Origin of the sequence: Pseudomonas sp. UYEF17 (genome assembly GCF_040546125.1) — a bacterium.
GTDB lineage: Bacteria > Pseudomonadota > Gammaproteobacteria > Pseudomonadales > Pseudomonadaceae > Aquipseudomonas > Aquipseudomonas putida_Z.
In genome coordinates this window covers 38,014-55,919 of the sequence record NZ_JBEPNE010000006.1, presented here as the reverse complement: position 1 = coordinate 55,919, position 17,906 = coordinate 38,014, and the positions used below count along the sequence as shown (strand labels likewise).

The 17,906-nt window shown below is 64.1% G+C and carries 16 protein-coding genes; 6 read left to right on the top strand and 10 right to left on the bottom strand.

All coding sequences use genetic code 11. The annotated features are described in order from the left end of the window. The first annotated feature begins 8 nt into the window (after positions 1-8). Positions 9-692 (top strand): ABC transporter ATP-binding protein, encoded by a 684-nt coding sequence (locus ABIB24_RS11935; RefSeq protein WP_016714756.1) that lies wholly within the window; start codon positions 9-11, stop codon positions 690-692. Beyond that, positions 692-3,199, top strand: a complete 2,508-nt coding sequence (locus ABIB24_RS11930) for an ABC transporter permease (RefSeq protein WP_354316479.1) — start codon at positions 692-694, stop codon at positions 3,197-3,199. Before ABIB24_RS11935 ends, ABIB24_RS11930 begins: the two co-directional genes overlap by 1 nt. Positions 3,200-3,237: 38 nt before the next feature. On the opposite strand, the gene greB is transcribed toward ABIB24_RS11930, so the two are convergent. The 4 genes from greB to ABIB24_RS11910 form a co-directional block, all read right to left on the bottom strand. Next, positions 3,238-3,711, bottom strand: coding sequence for a transcription elongation factor GreB (greB, locus tag ABIB24_RS11925; protein ID WP_013971895.1), 474 nt, complete (start codon positions 3,709-3,711; stop codon positions 3,238-3,240). A gap of 11 nt (positions 3,712-3,722) precedes the next feature. Beyond that, positions 3,723-4,031, bottom strand: a complete 309-nt coding sequence (locus tag ABIB24_RS11920) for a hypothetical protein (protein ID WP_025338428.1) — start codon at positions 4,029-4,031, stop codon at positions 3,723-3,725. A gap of 223 nt (positions 4,032-4,254) precedes the next feature. Continuing rightward, positions 4,255-4,692, bottom strand: coding sequence for a DoxX family protein (locus tag ABIB24_RS11915; protein ID WP_015269705.1), 438 nt, complete (start codon positions 4,690-4,692; stop codon positions 4,255-4,257). Positions 4,693-4,805: 113 nt separating this feature from the next. Continuing rightward, positions 4,806-6,212 carry an MltF family protein gene (locus ABIB24_RS11910; RefSeq protein WP_137163464.1) on the bottom strand — a complete coding sequence of 469 codons (1,407 nt, stop codon included), beginning with the start codon at positions 6,210-6,212 and terminating at the stop codon, positions 4,806-4,808. 158 nt (positions 6,213-6,370) lie between these two features. On the opposite strand from ABIB24_RS11910, the gene ABIB24_RS11905 reads away from it, so the two are divergent. The 3 genes from ABIB24_RS11905 (at position 6,371) to ABIB24_RS11895 (ending at position 9,344) form a co-directional block, all read left to right on the top strand. Further along, positions 6,371-7,168, top strand: a complete 798-nt coding sequence (locus ABIB24_RS11905) for a TatD family hydrolase (RefSeq protein ID WP_137163463.1) — start codon at positions 6,371-6,373, stop codon at positions 7,166-7,168. A 252-nt stretch (positions 7,169-7,420) separates the two neighbouring features. After that, a complete protein-coding gene (locus tag ABIB24_RS11900) occupies positions 7,421-8,899 on the top strand; it encodes a methyl-accepting chemotaxis protein (RefSeq protein ID WP_137163462.1) in 1,479 nt (492 codons plus the stop codon). A 76-nt stretch (positions 8,900-8,975) separates the two neighbouring features. Continuing rightward, positions 8,976-9,344: an Mpo1-like protein gene (locus tag ABIB24_RS11895; protein WP_038409214.1), complete on the top strand. Its 369-nt coding sequence runs from the start codon at positions 8,976-8,978 to the stop codon at positions 9,342-9,344. A 331-nt stretch (positions 9,345-9,675) separates the two neighbouring features. Here ABIB24_RS11895 and ABIB24_RS11890 read toward each other — a convergent pair whose 3' ends face one another. From ABIB24_RS11890 to ABIB24_RS11880, 3 genes are all read right to left on the bottom strand, one after another. After that, positions 9,676-10,473, bottom strand: coding sequence for an acyl-CoA thioesterase (locus ABIB24_RS11890; protein WP_085592892.1), 798 nt, complete (start codon positions 10,471-10,473; stop codon positions 9,676-9,678). A 77-nt stretch (positions 10,474-10,550) separates the two neighbouring features. After that, entirely contained in the window at positions 10,551-11,330 is a 780-nt protein-coding gene (locus ABIB24_RS11885; protein WP_274078731.1) for a CHAD domain-containing protein, read from the bottom strand. A gap of 17 nt (positions 11,331-11,347) precedes the next feature. Further along, complete coding sequence (locus tag ABIB24_RS11880; RefSeq protein WP_003259403.1) at positions 11,348-11,626, bottom strand: hypothetical protein; 279 nt, start codon at positions 11,624-11,626, stop codon at positions 11,348-11,350. A 178-nt stretch (positions 11,627-11,804) separates the two neighbouring features. Between ABIB24_RS11880 and ABIB24_RS11875 the strand changes: the two genes are divergently transcribed. Further along, positions 11,805-12,845 carry a patatin-like phospholipase family protein gene (locus ABIB24_RS11875; RefSeq protein WP_024086621.1) on the top strand — a complete coding sequence of 347 codons (1,041 nt, stop codon included), beginning with the start codon at positions 11,805-11,807 and terminating at the stop codon, positions 12,843-12,845. Positions 12,846-13,021: 176 nt separating this feature from the next. On the opposite strand, the gene ABIB24_RS11870 is transcribed toward ABIB24_RS11875, so the two are convergent. The 3 genes from ABIB24_RS11870 to lon all read right to left on the bottom strand — a co-directional run bounded on the left by ABIB24_RS11870 (position 13,022) and on the right by lon (position 17,899). Continuing rightward, positions 13,022-14,893, bottom strand: coding sequence for a SurA N-terminal domain-containing protein (locus ABIB24_RS11870; protein WP_025338420.1), 1,872 nt, complete (start codon positions 14,891-14,893; stop codon positions 13,022-13,024). Positions 14,894-15,077: 184 nt separating this feature from the next. Then, positions 15,078-15,350, bottom strand: a complete 273-nt coding sequence (locus tag ABIB24_RS11865; protein WP_003259401.1) for an HU family DNA-binding protein — start codon at positions 15,348-15,350, stop codon at positions 15,078-15,080. A gap of 152 nt (positions 15,351-15,502) precedes the next feature. Next, positions 15,503-17,899, bottom strand: coding sequence for an endopeptidase La (lon, locus tag ABIB24_RS11860; RefSeq protein ID WP_015269697.1), 2,397 nt, complete (start codon positions 17,897-17,899; stop codon positions 15,503-15,505). Between the last annotated feature and the right edge of the window lie 7 nt (positions 17,900-17,906).

The following is a 17,906-nucleotide window of genomic DNA, read 5'->3' as shown; positions in this document are numbered from 1 at the left end:
GATTCTCCATGGGCCCCAGCATTCTCGTTGCGCAGAACCTTAGCAAAGTGGTCCCCAGCGCGGAAGGTGACCTGACCATCCTGCACGCGCTGTCCCTCGACCTGGCCCAGGGCGACAGCCTGGCCATCGTCGGCGCCTCGGGCTCGGGCAAGTCGACCCTGCTCGGCCTGCTCGCCGGCCTCGACCAGCCCAGCGCCGGCAAGGTCATCCTCGCTGGCCACGACCTGGGGCCGCTGGATGAAGACCAGCGCGCGCGGGTGCGCGCCGAACATGTGGGCTTCGTGTTCCAGTCGTTCCAGCTGCTCGACAGCCTCAACGCCCTGGAAAACGTCATGCTGCCGCTGGAGCTGGACGGCCGCCGCGATGCCCGCGAACACGCGCGCACTCTGCTCGAACGGGTCGGCCTGGGCAAGCGCCTGAGCCACACCCCGCGCCAGCTTTCGGGCGGCGAACAGCAACGGGTGGCCATTGCCCGTGCCTTCGCCGCGCAACCGGCAGTGCTGTTCGCCGACGAACCCACCGGCAACCTCGACAGCCACACCGGCGAGCGCATCAGCGACCTGCTGTTCGAACTGAACAAGGAACGCGGCACCACCCTGGTGCTGGTTACCCATGACGAACGCCTGGCCCGGCGCTGCCGCCGCCAGATCCGCCTGGATGCGGGCCGCCTGGTGGCCCCGGTGGAGGCCTGATGAACCACATGCCGCTGTCCCGCCTGTGCGGCCTGGCCCTGCGCCAGTTGCTGCGCGACATTCGCGCCAGCGAAGTGCGCGTGCTGTTCTTCGCCCTGCTGGTGGCGGTCGCGGCCAGCACTGCCATCGGTTATTTCGGTGCCCGCCTCAACGGCGCCATGCAACTGCGCGCCAGCGAGTTCCTCGGTGCAGACCTGGTGCTGCAGGGCAGTGCCCCGGCCCGCGACCAGCAGATAGAAGCCGGCAAGGCGCTTGGCTTGCGCCACGCCCAGGTGGTCGAGTTCACCAGCGTGGTCGGCGGCGACAACGGTATCCAGCTGTCCAGCGTCAAGGCTACTGATGGTGCCTACCCGTTGCGCGGGCAAGTTCGCAGTGCCGCGGAGCCCTATGCCGCAGAAACTCCGGGCGGCGGCCCGGCACCTGGCGAAGCATGGGTCGAGCCACGCCTTTTGGCGGCACTGGGGCTGAAGGTTGGCGACAGCATCGACGTGGGCATGAAGACGCTGCGCATGAGCCGCGTACTGACCTACGAACCGGACCGCGCCAACAACTTCTACAGCCTTACCCCACGGGTAATGATGAACCTGGCCGACCTGCAGGCGACCGGCGTGATCCAACCGGGCAGCCGGGTCACCTACCGCGACCTGTGGCGCGGCGATGCCGAAGCGTTGGCCCAGTACCGCGGGGCACTGAAAAAGGACCTGGCCGCCAACCAGCGCCTGCGCGACACCCGCGATGGCAACCAGCAGGTCGGCGGCGCCCTGGGCAAGGCCGAGCGCTACCTGAACATGGCCAGCCTGGTGGCGGTGCTGCTGGCAGGCGTCGCCGTGGCCCTGTCGGCCAGCCGCTATGCCGCACGCCGCCTGGACGCCAGCGCCCTGCTGCGCTGCCTGGGCCTTTCGCGCCGCCAGGCACTGGGCCTGTACTGTCTGCAATTGGCCATGCTCGGCCTGGTCGCCGCGCTGGCCGGCGCCCTGCTCGGCTGGCTGGCCCAGCTGGGCCTGTTCCGCCTGCTGCATGGCCTGCTGCCAAGCGTGGTGCCTGCAGGCGGCATCGTCCCGGCCCTGGCTGGCATCGCCACCGGGCTGGTGGCCCTGGCCGGCTTCGCCCTGCCGCCAATTGCCGCGCTGGGCCAGGTGCCGCCGCTGCGCGTGCTACGCCGCGACCTGCTGCCGATACCGCCCAGCAGCTGGCTGGTGTACGGCGCGGCCCTGTTCGCACTGGGCCTGATCATGTGGCGCCTGAGCCTCGACCTGCTGCTCACCTTTGCCCTGCTCGGTGGCGGCCTGGTCGCCGCGCTGCTGCTCGGTGGCCTGCTGCTGCTCGGTTTGCGCAGCCTGCGCCAATTGCTGGCCGGGGCACCACTGACCTGGCGCCTGGGGCTGGGCCAACTGCTGCGCCACCCCATGGCCGCTGCCGGCCAGGCCCTGGCCTTCGGCCTGATCCTGCTGGCCATGGCCCTGGTCGCGCTGCTGCGCGCGGAACTGCTCGACACCTGGCAAACGCAGCTGCCCAAGGATGCACCCAACCATTTCGCCCTGAATATCCTGCCGGATGACCGTGAGCCCTTCGCCCAACACCTGCAGCAGGTCAATGCCACCTCGGCACCGCTGTACCCGGTGACACCCGGCCGCCTGGTGCGCATCAACGAGCAACCGGTGCAGCAGGTGGTCAGCAAGGACTCGGCAGGCGAGCGCGCCGTGCAGCGCGACCTCAGCCTGACCTGGGCAGCCGAACTGCCCGAAGGCAATACACTGACGGGCGGCAACTGGTGGCAGGCGTTGCCCGCCGAAGATGAAATCCCCGGTGTGTCGGTGGAGGCGGAACTGGCCAGCAGCCTGAAGCTGCAACTGGGCGACCTGCTGACCTTCGACATCGGCGGCCAGCAGCGCCAGGCCCGGGTCAGCAGCCTGCGCAGCGTGCACTGGGACAGCTTCCAGCCGAACTTCTACATGATCTTCCAGCCCGGCACGTTGCAGGGGCTGCCGACCACCTACCTGACCAGCTTCTATCTGGCACCGGGCCATGACCTGGATGTGGTGGCGCTGTCACGGGCATTTCCGGCAGTGACCATCCTGCAGGTGGACGCCTTGCTCGATCAGCTGCGCAGCATCCTCGCCCAGGTGACCCTGGCGGTGGAGTATGTGTTGCTGTTCGTGCTGGCAGCCGGGTTGGCGGTGCTGTTCGCTGGCTTGCAGGCGACGCTGGACGAGCGCATCCGCCAGGGCGCCTTGCTGCGTGCGCTGGGCGCGGCGCGGCCATTACTGGTCAAGGCGCGGCGGATCGAGTTCGGCTTGCTGGGTGCGGCCAGCGGCTTGCTGGCGGCGGTCGGGTGCGAGCTGATTACCCTGATGCTGTACCGCTATGCCTTCGACCTGCAATGGAGCCCGCATGTGTGGTTGCTGCTGTTGCCGCTGGCAGGGGCGCTGCTGGTAGGTGGTGCGGGGGTGCTGGGGACGCGACGGGCGTTGAATGCCAGCCCGTTGGCGGTTTTACGCGAGAGTTGATGACAGCCCGCGAAGAGGCCGGCACAGGCAACATCAGATCACTGCCCGTAGCTGATGCTGTTGACATACCAGGTCGCTTCACCGGTAGGTGTGTGCACCACCACCTCATCACCCTCCTCCTTCTTCAGCAAGGCGCGAGCCATGGGCGAGTCGATCGAGATGTAGTCATTGCGCCCATAGATCTCGTCATACCCGACAATGCGAAACTTCATGGTCTCGCCCTCGTCGTTCTCGATCTCCACCCAGGCACCGAAAAACACCTTGCCCTCCTGCTGCGGCGAGTAGGCCACCACCTTCACATCTTCAAGACGCTTGCGCAGGTAACGCACCCGGCGGTCGATCTCGCGCAGCAGCTTCTTGTTGTACTGGTAGTCGGCATTCTCGCTGCGGTCGCCCAGCGATGCCGCCCAGGTAACCTTCTGGGTAATCTCCGGGCGGTATACCCGCCACAGGTGGTCCAGTTCTTTCTTCAGCGCCTCATGGCCTTCCGTGGTGATGATGTTGGTACTCAACAGCGCGCTCCTCAGCGGCGGGTAATCAGGCCTTGGCGCGCGATACGGGTGAGGTGGCCGATGATTTCGGCGGCCTCGTCCGGTGCCGGGGCCTGGATCACGGCCAGGTCGAAACGGTCATTGCCATACTGTGCGAGGTGGCAGCCGGTATCGGCGAACTGGATCAGAAATGCACGCGCCTGGCCCTTGCGCCGGGACAGGCCTTCAAGGTGACGTAAAAGAGTGGGTTGATGCTGGCCGCCGAGCAGGATGCGCGGTGTGCGGGACGCCTGGCTGGCAGGCAAGGGACTCAAACAGACACTGGTACGTGGGCAACTCATGGAGCTTCTCTCCGCCTCGCGAATCCCGCTGGGCAGCGGTGGGAGGCGTCACCGAACCAGCGCTTTAGCGGTATTTCGGATGACCCGGAGAGGGGCTTTCCTGCGCCCCGCAAGTAGCTGTTTAAATCGGCGCAGACGGTATGCTAGAGCTACAAGCGGCAAGATACAAGCCTCAAGCCGAAAGTGATCGGCCTGAGGCTTGTATCTTGGCATTTGCGGTGGATCAGCGGGCGATCAGGCGGTCCAGCGAGAAGCGGCCAGCGCCTTCGATCAGTACCGCGACGGTGCCAGCCAGCAGGGCCAGGCCGAACTCATAGCCGTTGTTGGACATGAACAGACCGTTGCCGATATGCACCGAGAGGATCGCCACCACCAGGGTTACCGCCAGCACCAGGGCCGCCGGGCGGGCCAGCAGGCCGATCACCAGGGCCAGGCCGCCGAAGAACTCGGCACTACCAGACAACAGGGCCATCAGGTAACCCGGGGCCAGGCCGATGCTCTCCATCCACTGGCCGGTGCCTTCCAGACCATAGCCACCGAACATGCCGAACAGTTTTTGCGCGCCATGCGCAATGAAGATGATGCCGACCAGGATACGGATGACGCTCAGGCCTGCGCCGGCGCGGGTGGAGAACAGAGCGTTGAGGGTAGCGTTATTCATGTCGAAGACTCCTTGAAGCGGGGAAGTTGTGTTGGGATGGGCGCCATCATAATCGATTCGATAGATATGAAAATCGCAAAAAACCCAACATAACAATCGACAAAATCGATTTATCAGCGTTTAGCCACACGCTCCAGCGCGGCACGCTCCCGGTTGAACGCTACAAAGTACTTGTTGACGCTATTGACGAAGTTGACTGGCCCCATGCCCACCTGCTCCATGGCGATACGTTCGGTCTGGAAGAACCACTGGTCGCCATTCAGCCCGCGCCGCCGCGCTTCGGCGCGCATGGCCTGGACGCGCTCGGGGCCCAGGTTGTAGGCCGCCAGCACGAAGGCCATGCGCTCGCGCTCGTTGATCTTGGCGCTGGCAAAGAACTTGCGCCGGATCAGCGCCAGGTAACGGGCGCTGGCCTGGACATTACCATCCACCGTGGCGGTGTTGCTCACCCCCACGCGCTGCGCCGCCGAAGGAGTGATCTGCATCAGGCCATGGGCCCCACCGGTGCCGCGCGCTGCCGGGTTGAGCGTCGACTCCTTGAAGGCCAGCGCGGCCAGGTTGAGCCAGTCGATCTGCTGCGCCTCACCGTGTTTCTGCAGCACCGGCCGCAGCGCGGTCAGACGCTGGCGATTCTTGCTGGCCAACGGGTCGTGCACCCGGTACTGGCGGCGGTAGATGCGCTCGAACGCGGCGTCCTGGTTGTCCGGCGCGCGGTAGCCCTGCAGAAAGCGATCGACCGTGGCCTGCAACTGCGGCGCATCGGGCCTCACATACCAACGCATGGCTTGCGGCGCCCCCAGTTTTACGCGACTGTCCAGGCGCAGGCGCGGCATCACCCGGGCCCAGCGCCGGGCGATCGGCTGCTCGACCACGGTCAGGTGATAGATGCCGGCCTGGACCATTTCCAGCACATCCTCCACCGCCAGGGTCGAGTCGACCCACTCCACCTTGATCGGCGCGCGCTTGCGCAGCGCCAGCTGCTGGTTGACCTGCTGGATCAACGGGCCGGCGGCACTGGCGCTGGTCAGGGCCACGGTACGCCCGGACAACTGCTCGACATGGCTGAAGCTGCGTTCGCCCTTGCGCCCCACCAGCAGCAGCGGCACCTGCTCGAGCACCGGCGCGCTGCTGCTGACCCCGCGCACTACGGCGGGGTCGAGCAGTTCACCCGGCGCGGCCAGGTCACCCTCGCCACGGGCCAAAGCGCCGAGCAATTGCTCCTTGGCCCGCGGGATCAGCTTGAGCTGGATCTCCTGGCCGTCGGCGGCGCGGGCATTGAGGTAATGCTCCAGGGCACGCAAGCGATAGTACTCGATGCCGACCGGCTCGCCCTTGACCTCACCGGAGCTGTTGCGGCTCTGGTTGACCAGCACCCGCAGCACCTGGCTGGTGCGAATCTGCTGCAGGTCACGGACCTTGGCCGGCGCGATGTTCTGCTGCGGTCCCGGCACGCGCGCGTGGGCAGGCCCGGTCAAGGTCAGCCCAAGCGTCAGCAGGAAAATGAGCCAGCATCGCTGCATGCGAAAACGTGTCCGTGGTCGGTGGGCGGCATCCATGGGGTTGCACCGCCAAGAGAGAAATGACGGCAAAAGACCACGGCAACAGCATGAAGTTCTTGGTTTTTTCAGAAAAACACGGTTTTTGCTATGCTGGCCGCCCCGCGGCACGAGATAGCACCATGCAACTGATCGATATCGGCGTCAACCTGACCAACAGCAGTTTCCACGACCAGCAGGCGGCAATCGTCGAGCGCGCCCTTGAGGCCGGGGTCACGCAGATGGTGCTGACGGGCACCAGCCTGGCGGTCAGCGAACAGGCGCTGGAGCTGTGCCAGCAACTGGATGCGAGCGGCGCGCACCTGTTCGCCACGGCAGGCGTACACCCTCATGATGCCAAAACCTGGGATGCCGGCAGCGAGCGCCAGTTGCGCCAGTTGCTGAATGAAACACGCGTGCGCGCCGTGGGCGAATGCGGCCTGGACTTCAACCGCGACTTCTCCCCTCGCCCGCTGCAGGAAAAAGCCCTGGAGGCACAGTTGGCACTGGCTGCCGAGCTGCGTCTGCCGGTGTTCCTGCACGAACGCGACGCCAGCGAACGCCTGCTGGCGATCCTCAAGGATTACCGCGACCACCTGACCGGCGCAGTGGTGCACTGCTTTACCGGCGAGCGCGACGCGCTGTTCGCCTACCTGGACATGGACCTGCACATCGGCATTACCGGCTGGATCTGCGACGAACGCCGTGGCACCCACCTGCATCCGCTGGTGGGCAACATTGCCGAGGGGCGGCTGATGCTGGAGAGCGATGCGCCTTACCTGCTGCCGCGCAGCCTGCGGCCCAAGCCGAAGAACGGGCGCAACGAACCAGCGTTCCTGCCGGAGGTGTTGCGTGAAGTGGCCTTGCACCGGGGCGAGTCGACCGAACATACGGCGGCGCATACCACGGCAACGGCGCGGGCGTTTTTCCGACTCCCCTGAACCCGTCGCGTTCTCCTGTAGGAGCGGCCTTGTGTCGCGAAAGGGCCGCAACGCGGCCCCGGCAATCTATGCGGCGAAGCTGAAAACCTGGGGGCGCTTCGCACCCCTATCGCGACACAACGCCGCTCAAAAGCGCGTCAGAACTTGCGGCAGAATTTTCTTGATGCACATCAAGAAAGGCCCTGGCTTGCGCAGGCACAATGATGGCACCTTGCCAATATTGTTCCCGCTCAACTCAGAGAAGACCTGCCCATGGGTGCCTGGCTTAGCAATGTTTCCCTGAAGTACAAGTTCTGGGCCGTCAACGCGGTGGCCTTTGTCACGACCTTGCTGTTGGTGCTCTATGCCGTGCATCTGGAGCAACGCGCCCGCGCCGAGGCCGCGCAGGCCCAGGCGGCCGCGCAGGCCCAATTGCTGGCTGCCTGGCCGGCCGGCCAGCAGCTGCCCCGCCCGGCCAACGTCATCAGCTGGTCAGCCGGGCAAACGCCCACCTTCGCCGGTGAACCCCTCGAGGCCCTGCGCAATGCCCAAGGCTGGGTCGAACTGCCCGCCGCCCGGCTCTTGGGCAACAACCCGCTACAGGGCGCGCAGGTGCTGCGCAACGGCGATCAGCAAATGGCCGTGCTGGCCCAGTCGCCCAGCCTGCGCCAGGTGTTCCTCGACCGCTTCAGCAACTACGCGGTATGCGTGTTGATCCTGATGCTGGCCATGCTCGGCGCCTCGCAGCTGCTGATCCGCTTCCTGCTCAGCCAGCTCAACACGCTCAAGGATGTGATGCTGCACGTGGAAAAAACCGGCGACCTGTCGGCCCGCGTGCCGCTGGCCTGTGGCGACGAGGTCGGCCAGATGGCCGGGGCCTTCAATGCCATGCAGGCGACCTACCACCGCGTGGTCAGTACCGTCGCCCACACCGCAGCGCAACTGGACTCCGGTGCCGCGCGCCTGGCTGCGAGCATGAGCGACGTGCGCCACGGCATGCTCGGCCAACAGAGCGAGACCGACCAGGCCGCTACCGCCATCAACGAAATGTCGGCGACGGTGCACCACATCGCCCAGCACGCCGGCGCCACCCGTGACCTGTCACAAACCGCCGACACCCTGGCCGGTAGCGGCCAGGAGGTGGTCAGCCGGGTGCAGGACTCGATTTCCGGGCTGTCCAGCGGCGTTCAGCAAACTGCCGAGATGATTCGCCAGCTGGCCGAAGACAGCCAGAAGATCAATGGCGTGGTCAGTGTGATCCACAGCATCGCCGAGCAGACCAACCTGCTGGCGCTCAATGCCGCCATCGAAGCAGCGCGCGCCGGCGACCTGGGCCGCGGCTTTGCCGTGGTGGCCGATGAAGTGCGCAACCTGGCCAAGCGCGTGCAAAACTCCACCGACGAGATCACCACCATGGTCTCGGCCCTGCAGTCGGGCACCCGCGATGCAGTGGATTTCATGCAGGAAAGCTCGTACAAGGCCGACGACTGCGTCAGGCAGGCCCAGGAGGCCGGCGAAGCACTGGCCGAGATTACCGGTGCCGTGGCGCAGATGCGCGAAAGCAACACCCAGATTGCCGTGGCAGCCGAGCAGCAAAGCCAGGTGGCCGAGGAAATGAACCGCGCCGTGGTGAGTATTCGCGATGTCACCGAACAGACCGTGCAACAGACCGTGGGCTCGGCGACCACCAGCAGCGAACTGGCAACCCTGGCCGGTGAACTGAACAAGGCCATTGGCCAGCTCAAGCTATAGTCACCATAGCCAGCCTCGATTGGCCCTCGCCTGGGGGGGCGCACTAAGCTTTGGGCATGACCGAGAGGAAATGCCCATGAGCAAACGCCTGCCCAACCTGCCCGCCTGGCAATGGCGCGGCTACCACCACAACCACCGCCACCCGACCAACCTGGTGCTGCACCTGATCGCCGTGCCGTTGTTCATCCTTGGCGCGTTGCTGATTCTGTCCGGCCTGTTCGGCCTGGATCTGGGCCAGATTGCCGTTGGCATCATTGCCTTGATCGCCGGCCTGGGCCTGCAGCGCCAGGGCCATCGCCTGGAAGCCGAGCAACCCGAGCCCTTCGCCAACCGCAAGGATGCCGTGCAACGCCTGCTGACCGAGCAGTTCATCACCTTTCCGCGCTTCTTGCTGAGTGGGGCCTGGTGGAAGGCTTGGCGGGAACGACACAAGCATCGGCGCTGATGCCATTGGGGCTGCTCTGCAGCCCAATCGCGACGCAAGGCCGCTCCCACAAGAACCGCGCATGTCCTGAAATTTACGCGATCCCTGTGGGAGATTGCCCAGCGCTTTGGGCTGCGCTGTCGCACAGGGAACAATGTTCGAGAGGGAGCCACAATCCCTTGTGGGAGCGGGCATGCCCGCGAACACCGGCGGAGCCGGTGCCATACACCGCGTTGGCCGTTTCGCGGGCACGCCCGCTCCCACAGGGGCCCTGCTAAATCAATGATTTATGTGTTGTTCCATGAGAGCGGCCTTGTGTCGCCATTGGAGCGCAACGCGCTCCCGGGTTCGGTCAGGCAAACACGGTAACCGTCTGCCGGCTCAAGGCCAGCAACTCACCCTGCGCCGTCCTCAACGCGGCGGCGGCATGCCCGTAACCATCCCGCGCATGCTCGGTTTCCACGCAATAACGGCACCAGTCCAGGGTCGACAGCTGCGCCGTGGGCTGCATGAATTCGATGGTCCAGGTCAACGTACTGCCGGCGGCCGGCTGCTTGAGAAACGGCATCAGGCTCGGTGGCCAGGCATCGACCAACGCCAGCAGGTGCGCCTCGTTGACCGGTTCTTCGGCCACCCCGCGCAAACGTACCCAGCCGCCCATCTGGCGCGACTGATTGCCACTGAACGGCAACCCACCCACCGCCCAGCGCAAGGCCACATGCTGCATGAACTCCGGGGTAACGCCTTTGATATGGGGCAACTCGGGGGCTGCGTCTTCGAGCGCTTTCATTTCCGTTGCCGGCAACGCCGGCACATCGACCACCGATGGCCGCCCCGCACCGAAATTGCCCTGCACCAGGGTCACCACCTGGCCGTCTTGAACGGCACGGCCCAGCAAGGTGCTGACTGCCTTGCCTTCACGCAGCACCTCCACGTCGAAGCGGATTGGCACATCCGCCGCGGCCGGCGCCACAAAGCTGATGGCCAGCGAACGCACGGGGCGGTCATCGGAGATTTTCTGGCGCATGGCTTCATACACCATGGCCGCCATCAGCCCACCAAAGGCGGCGCGACCCTGGGCCCAGCTTGGCGGGACGCTCACCGCTTCGGGGTTGGCCCGCACGGCGTCGAGCAGTTGGTTGAAATTCATTGGCCGGCTCCTGCCTGCAGCGAAAAAGGTCTGTCCATCCTAGCCAGCAACCCCCTGTCGATCAGCCCGCATATCGGTCATTTTTCGGGCTTTCGCCGCGCCAGCGCCTGCTGCAGTGCATCCAGCGTCACATCCGAATGCCGCTCGGCCTCGTGCAACTCCTGCTCCCAGGCGACCTTGCACGGTGCCAGGTCGGCATGGTCGCGCGCCTGCAGCAGCCATTGCAGGCGATCATGCCAGTCACCCAGGTCGCCCTGGGCCTGCTTCAGCAAGCGCCGCAACGGCTTGCCCGCATGGTCGAGCTGCGGGTATGCCTCGTCACCGTAGCGCGCACGCTTGATCAGCAAACGCAGGCGATGGCGATCGTGGGCCGGGTCCTGCAGCGCTTTGTGCAATTTGCGCCACTGTTTGACCAGGCGTTTGTCGATACGCTTTTCCAACGCCTTGACCAGGCCCTCGCGGCCGGCTGCACGCAGGAACAGCGGAAACGCGTCGACAATCGCCAGCACCCGGGTCAGCTGCGGGCTGGCGGCAACACTGGCGAAGGTCCTGCCACGCCCTTCCAGGCGCCGCTGCCCGGCCTCTGCTAAACCACGCCCGATCAGCTCGGCCGCCAGCACCTCACGGTCACGCAACGGCGTGGTCAGTGTACCCAACGACTTGGCGGCGTCCTCCAGTTGCTCCACCCCCGGCAGCCCACGCAGCGGCCGTAGCAGGCTGCGCAGGCGCCGCAGGGTGGTGCGCAGGTCATGCAAGGCCTCACTGTCGGTATCGGCAGCCAGGCGCTCGCGGCAGGCCAGCAGGCGCACCTGCAAGGCCACTATCTGGGCAACCACATGATCGAGCATGGCAGACATCGAAAGACGCTCCTTGGTCAGCGCCCGGCGCGAGACTCACGAATATAGAAACGGGCCTTTTCGGCTTTTCTGGTACAGCTTTCATAACCTTCGAACTGCTGCTGGGTCTTGGCCCCGGTCAGCAACGACAAGGCCTTGGAGTAGCTCACGGCACCGGCAAAGCCTTCGGCCTTGGCCAGGTCCAGTTCCTTCCAGGCGGCATCCAGTTGGGTCGCGCAACTCTCGCGGTAGGCCGTCTTGCCCGCGCAGCCAGCAAGGGCCAAGGCGATCAAGGGAAGGCAGATCCAGGCTTTCATCGGTAATACCTCAAAAGAAAAAACGTTGGCTTTTTGACGCCTCGGCAGCTGAAAAGTGCCATGCCCAGCCCGCTTGGCCCAGCCAGTTTTATTACAGTAGCTCAGCGCGATGCACATTGAAGCACAGGTGGCGATGGGTGCATTGTAGGACCATGGTTGCACTGGCCGGGGAATGTTCATGAGCAAACGCGTGGCACTGGTACTGGGATCCGGCGGAGCCCGGGGGTATGCACATATCGGGGTGATCGAGGAAATCGAGCGCCGTGGCTACGACATTGCCTGCATCGCCGGCTGCTCCATGGGCGCGGTGATCGGCGGCATCTATGCCGCCGGCAAGCTGGAAGACTACCGCAACTGGATCGAGAGCCTCGACTACCTGGATGTGTTGCGCCTGGTCGATGTCAGCTTTCGCCTTGGCGCAATTCGCGGCGACAAGGTGTTCGGGCAAATCCGCAAGATCGTCGGCGAGATCAACATCGAGCAATTGCGCATCCCCTACACGGCGGTTGCAGCCGACCTCACCAACCAGCAGGAAATCTGGTTCCAGGAGGGCTGCCTGCACCAGGCCATGCGCGCCTCGGCGGCCATCCCCAGCCTGTTCACCCCGGTGATGCAAGGCAACCGCATGCTGGTCGACGGCGGCATCCTCAACCCGCTGCCGATCGTGCCGGTGGTGTCCAGCCACTGCGACCTGATCATCGCGGTCAACCTCAACGCCACCAACCAGAAGCAGTACCAGTTACCGGTGATCGAACGCCCGGCGGCGTTCAAGATGCGGTTCGATGCCCTGCTCAGTTCGCTGGGCTCGCGCTTGCCGTTCCGGCGCAAGCCGGCGGAGGAGCTGATCCGCATCGAGCAGGAAATCGTCGCCGAAGGGCTTGCGCCGCCAAACCCATGGCTGGCCGATGCCGCCAACCCGGAAGGCCAGCAACCGGCGGCGGCGCCGGAGCGCGAAGGCGCACCGAAGTCGGCGACCGGCTCGTTCATCATCGACAACGTGGGGCCCGCTTCGCTGCTGGACTTGATCAACCAGAGCTTCGAGGTCATGCAGACCTCGTTGGCGCAGTACAAGATCGCCGGCTATCCGCCGGATGTACTGATCAACGTGCCCAAACGGGTATGCCGGTTTTTCGAGTTCTACAAGGCGCCGGAGCTGATTGCCCTGGGGCGGGAGATTGCGCGGGATACGCTGGATATCCATGAAGGGGTGAAACGCTAGACCCTGCGCTGCTGGTGCCGGCCTCTTCGCGGGTAAACCCGCTCCACAGGTTCACCACAGTACTTGAAACCTGTGTTGGACCTGTGGGAGCGGGTTTACCCGCGAAGAGGCCGGCACAGACAACAGAAACGAAACAGGCCGCACTGGGCGGCCTGTTCGTTCATGCATCCATCACCTTAGTAACGGGTGATGTCCGCCTTGGCTTCCAGCTGCTTGCGGTACGCCGCGAAGTCTTGCTGGCCAGCACGCGACGCGAGGTAGCGGCGGATCTGCTGCTTCTCTTCGTCGGTGGCAGTAGCGCCTTCGTTGACACCCTTGAGCTGCAGTACCACCAGGCTACCGTCACGCAGCACGACGCTGCCATAAACCGGCTTGTCCTTGGCTTGTGGCTTGCCCAGGCGGAACAGTGCCTGCAGCTCGGCCGGGTCGATACCGTCCTCGCCGCGGGTAACTGCTTCATAGGCCTTCCAGCCCTGCCCTTCGTGCACACTGCCCGCTGCGATGGAACCGTCACGCAGGCCGGCAATCAGCTTGTCAGCCTTGGCCTTGAGCTCGGCAGTCGCCTTCTCCTTGGCCAGGTGCTCGCTGATGTTCTTGGCCACGGCTTCCAGCGGCAGCTGCTCAGGCTTGCGGTGCTCCTTGACGCGCAGTACCACGGTGGTTTCCGGGTCGAGCTCGATGGCGGTGCTGTTGGCACCCTCCTCCAGCACTTCTTCGGAGAATGCGGCCTGCACGACCGAACGGTTGGCAGTGATGCCTTCACCACCCTCGCGGCCGAAGGCTGCGGAGGTTTGCACCTTCAGGTTCAGGTCCTGGGCCGGCTGGGCTAGGTCGGAAGCCTCGTAGGCGGCATCCTGCAGCTGCTTGCTGGCATCTACGTAACGCTGCTCGACCAGCGGGATCTTCAGGTCACGGGTCAGCTTGTCCTTCAGGCTGGCGAAGCTCGGCACTTCCGGTGCCTGTACGCCCAGCAGCTTGATCAGGTGGTAGCCGAACTCGGTGCGCACCGGCGCCGAGACCTGGCCATCCTGCAACTTGTACAGTGCATCTTCGAACGCCGGGTCGTAAACGCCCGGGCCAGCGAAGCCAAGGTCACCGCCGCTGTTGGCCGAACCCGGGTCCTGGGAGAACTCCTTGGCCAGCGCGGCAAAGTCTTCACCCTTGGCCAGACGCTGCTCGATCTCGTCGGCGCGGGCCTTGGCCTGGGCGTCGGTGACCTTGTCGTTGACCTCGATGAGGATGTGCGCGGCATGGCGCTGCTCGGCGAGGTTGGCGATTTCCTTCTCGTACTGGGCCTTGAGCTCTTCGTCGGTCACCTTGACCTGGTCGAAGAACACCGACTTCTTCAGCTCGATGTAGTCGATCACCACCTGGTCCGGCGACATGAACTCCTTGGCGTGCTGGTCGTAGTGCGCCTTGATCTCTTCATCGCTGACCTTGACCGCGGCCGGGTCGGCCTTGAAGGTCAGGGAAGCGAAGTCACGGGTCTGCTTCTCGAGGCGGGCAAAGGCATCGACCTGCTGGTCGGTGACGAAGCTGCTGCCGGCCAGGCCGGTGCGCAGCTGGCCGATGAGCATTTCCTCGGCGAGCATGTCGCGGAACTGCATGCGGCCATAGCCCATCTGGCGAATGACCTGGTCAAAACGGTCGGCACTGAACTTGCCGTCCACCTGGAATTCCGGCGTCTGCAGGATCACTTGATCCAGCGCGGCCTCGGAGAAGGCGAATTTGGCATCTTCGGCGCCTTGCAGCAGCAGCTTGCGGCTGATCAGGCCTTTCAGTGCCTCTTCACGCAGCAATTTGTCGTCCAGCAGCGCCGGGTCGAAATCCTTGCCCAACTGTTGCATCAGCTGACGGCGCTGCATGTCGGCCGCCTGGCTCAGCTCGTTCTGGCTGATGGTCTGGCCGTTCACCTTGGCGGCGTCCTGGCTATGTGTGGCGGCCTGGAAAATGGCTTCGAAGCCGGTCAACGCCATCAACACGACGATAAGGCCGATGATGGTCTTGGCAATCCAACCTTGTGAATTGTCCCTGATATTTTGCAGCATGCGTCCCCCAGAAACGGCTGTACCACTGCGTCGACAACCGCGGAGCGTGGGTAGAAACCTGATATAAAGAAAGGCGCATCCGAGGATGCGCCTTTTCTTAGCAAACGTGTCAGGCGGGAACGTTTGCGCCCCGCCATCACCGTGCTCGGACCTGGCCAGGCCGGGTCCGGCTGAAAGAGACGACTTAGTTGACGGCGTCTTTCAGGCCTTTGCCAGCCTTGAAGCCTGGAACCTTGGCGGCAGCGATCTTGATCGCGTTACCGGTTTGCGGGTTGCGGCCGGTGCGCTCTGCACGCTCCTTGACCGAGAAGGTACCGAAACCAACCAGTACCACATCGTCACCTTGCTTCAGGGCGCCGGTGACGGATTCGATGACTGCGTCCAGCGCACGGCCGGCTACAGCTTTCGGGATGTCAGCAGATGCGGCGATAGCGTCAATCAGTTCCGACTTGTTCACTCTAAGTCCCCTTATTTCTCTATTGAGTTTGTTTCTAAGTATGTAATGAAAAGCTTATGAAACGTGCGCTGGGTGGCCTGATGACAATAGCGTGCCGCTTTATAGCAAGGCCCCGAAAAAACTGTCAAGGAAAGCCCCCCAGCCAAAAACTACTAGTGCGTGCTAATTCTTTCCTTAGCATCGCCGTCGCGCTTTTCATCTTTCGCGACAATCTCCGGAGCCACATCTGGCAAGGGCTCCGGGGCGTATTGCAGCGCAATTTGCAGGACTTCGTCAATCCATTTGACCGGTTTGATCTGCAGATCCTGTTTGATATTTTCCGGAATCTCCTTCAGATCGCGAACATTCTCCTCGGGAATGATCACCGTCTTGATCCCGCCACGGTGTGCCGCCAGCAGTTTTTCCTTCAACCCGCCAATGGCCAGCACCTGGCCACGCAGGGTGATTTCGCCGGTCATGGCCACATCGGCACGTACCGGAATCTGCGTCAGCGCCGACACCAGCGCGGTGCACATGCCGATACCGGCACTCGGGCCGTCCTTCGGCGTGGCGCCTTCCGGCATGTGGATATGCACGTCGTGCTTCTCGTGGAAGTCGGCGGCGATACCCAGGCTGCGGGCACGGCTGCGCACCACGGTCTGCGCGGCGGTGATCGACTCGACCATGACGTCGCCGAGCGAGCCGGTCTTGATCAGCTGGCCCTTGCCGGGGATGACCACGGCTTCGATGGTCAGCAGTTCGCCGCCCACCTGGGTCCAGGCCAGGCCGGTAACCTGGCCTATCTGGTCCTGCTGCTCGGCCAGGCCGTAGCGGAACTTGCGCACGCCCAGCAGGTGTTCCAGCTGCTCGCTGGCCACCTTGACCTTGACCTGCTTCTGCCCGGTATGTTCCTTGACCACCTTGCGGCAGACCTTGGCGATTTGCCGCTCCAGGCCACGCACACCGGCTTCGCGGGTGTAGAAGCGGATGATGTCGCGGATCGCCGAGACGTCAACTTCCAGCTCGTCCTTCTTCAAGCCGTTGGCCTTGACCTGCTTGGGCACCAGGTACTTGACCGCGATGTTGATCTTCTCGTCCTCGGTGTAGCCCGGCAGGCGGATGACTTCCATCCGGTCGAGCAGCGCCGGCGGGATGTTCATCGAGTTCGAGGTGCACAGGAACATCACGTCCGAGAGGTCGTAGTCGACCTCCAGGTAGTGGTCGTTGAAGTTGTGGTTCTGCTCCGGGTCGAGCACTTCGAGCAGTGCCGAGGCCGGGTCGCCACGCATGTCGCTGCCCATCTTGTCGATTTCGTCCAGCAGGAACAGCGGGTTGCGCACCCCTACCTTGGTCATCTTCTGGATCAGGCGGCCAGGCATGGAACCGATGTAGGTACGGCGGTGACCACGGATCTCGGCCTCGTCACGCACACCACCCAGGGCCATGCGCACGAACTTGCGGTTGGTCGCAGCGGCGATCGACTCGGCCAGCGAGGTCTTGCCGACGCCGGGCGGGCCGACCAGGCACAGTACCGGGCCGCGGATCTTCTTGACGCGCTTTTGCACGGCAAGGTACTCGAGGATGCGTTCCTTGACCTCCTCCAGGCCGTAGTGGTCGGCATCGAGGATTTCCTCGGCCTTGGCCAGGTCCAGGCGCACCTTGCTCTGGGCCTTCCACGGCACCTGCACCAGCCAGTCGAGGTAGGACCGGACCACGGTGGCCTCGGCCGACATCGGCGACATCTGTTTGAGCTTGTTCAGCTCGGCCTGGGCCTTGGCCAGTGCGTCCTTGGGCAGGCCAGCGGCTTCGATGCGCTTTTTCAGCTCTTCGACTTCGTTGTGGCCTTCGTCGCCATCGCCGAGCTCTTTCTGAATGGCCTTCATCTGCTCATTCAGGTAGTACTCGCGCTGGCTGCGCTCCATCTGCTTCTTGACCCGACCGCGAATGCGCTTTTCGACCTGCAGCAGGTCGATTTCGGCATCCAGCAGCGCCAGTACGTGCTCGACACGGGTCGGCAGGTCGACAATTTCGAGAATTTCCTGTTTCTGCTCGATCTTCAAGGCCATGTGTGCGGCCATGGTATCGACCAGGCGCCCTGGCTCTTCGATGCTGTTCAGCGACGACAGCACTTCGGCAGGGACTTTCTTGCCCAGCTGCACGTACTGCTCGAACTGCGACAGCAGCGTGCGCACGAACACTTCTGACTCGCGCTCGGCGGCGTCGACTTCGTCGATCAGGGAAACTTCGGCACGGATGTGCCCTTCTACTTCGCTGAAACGCTCCACGGCGCCGCGCTGCTCGCCCTCGACCAGCACCTTGACGGTGCCATCGGGCAGTTTCAACAATTGCAGCACGGTGGCAACGGTACCGACGCGGTACAGGGCGTCTTCGCCCGGATCATCGTCGGCCGGGTTTTTCTGGGCCAGCAGGAGGATCTGCTTTTCGCCCGTCATCGCCGCCTCAAGGGCTTCGATGGACTTTTCGCGCCCCACGAACAGCGGGATGACCATGTGCGGGTAAACAACGACATCGCGCAATGGCAAAAGAGGCAAGTCGAGGGTGGTCTTCATGATTTCG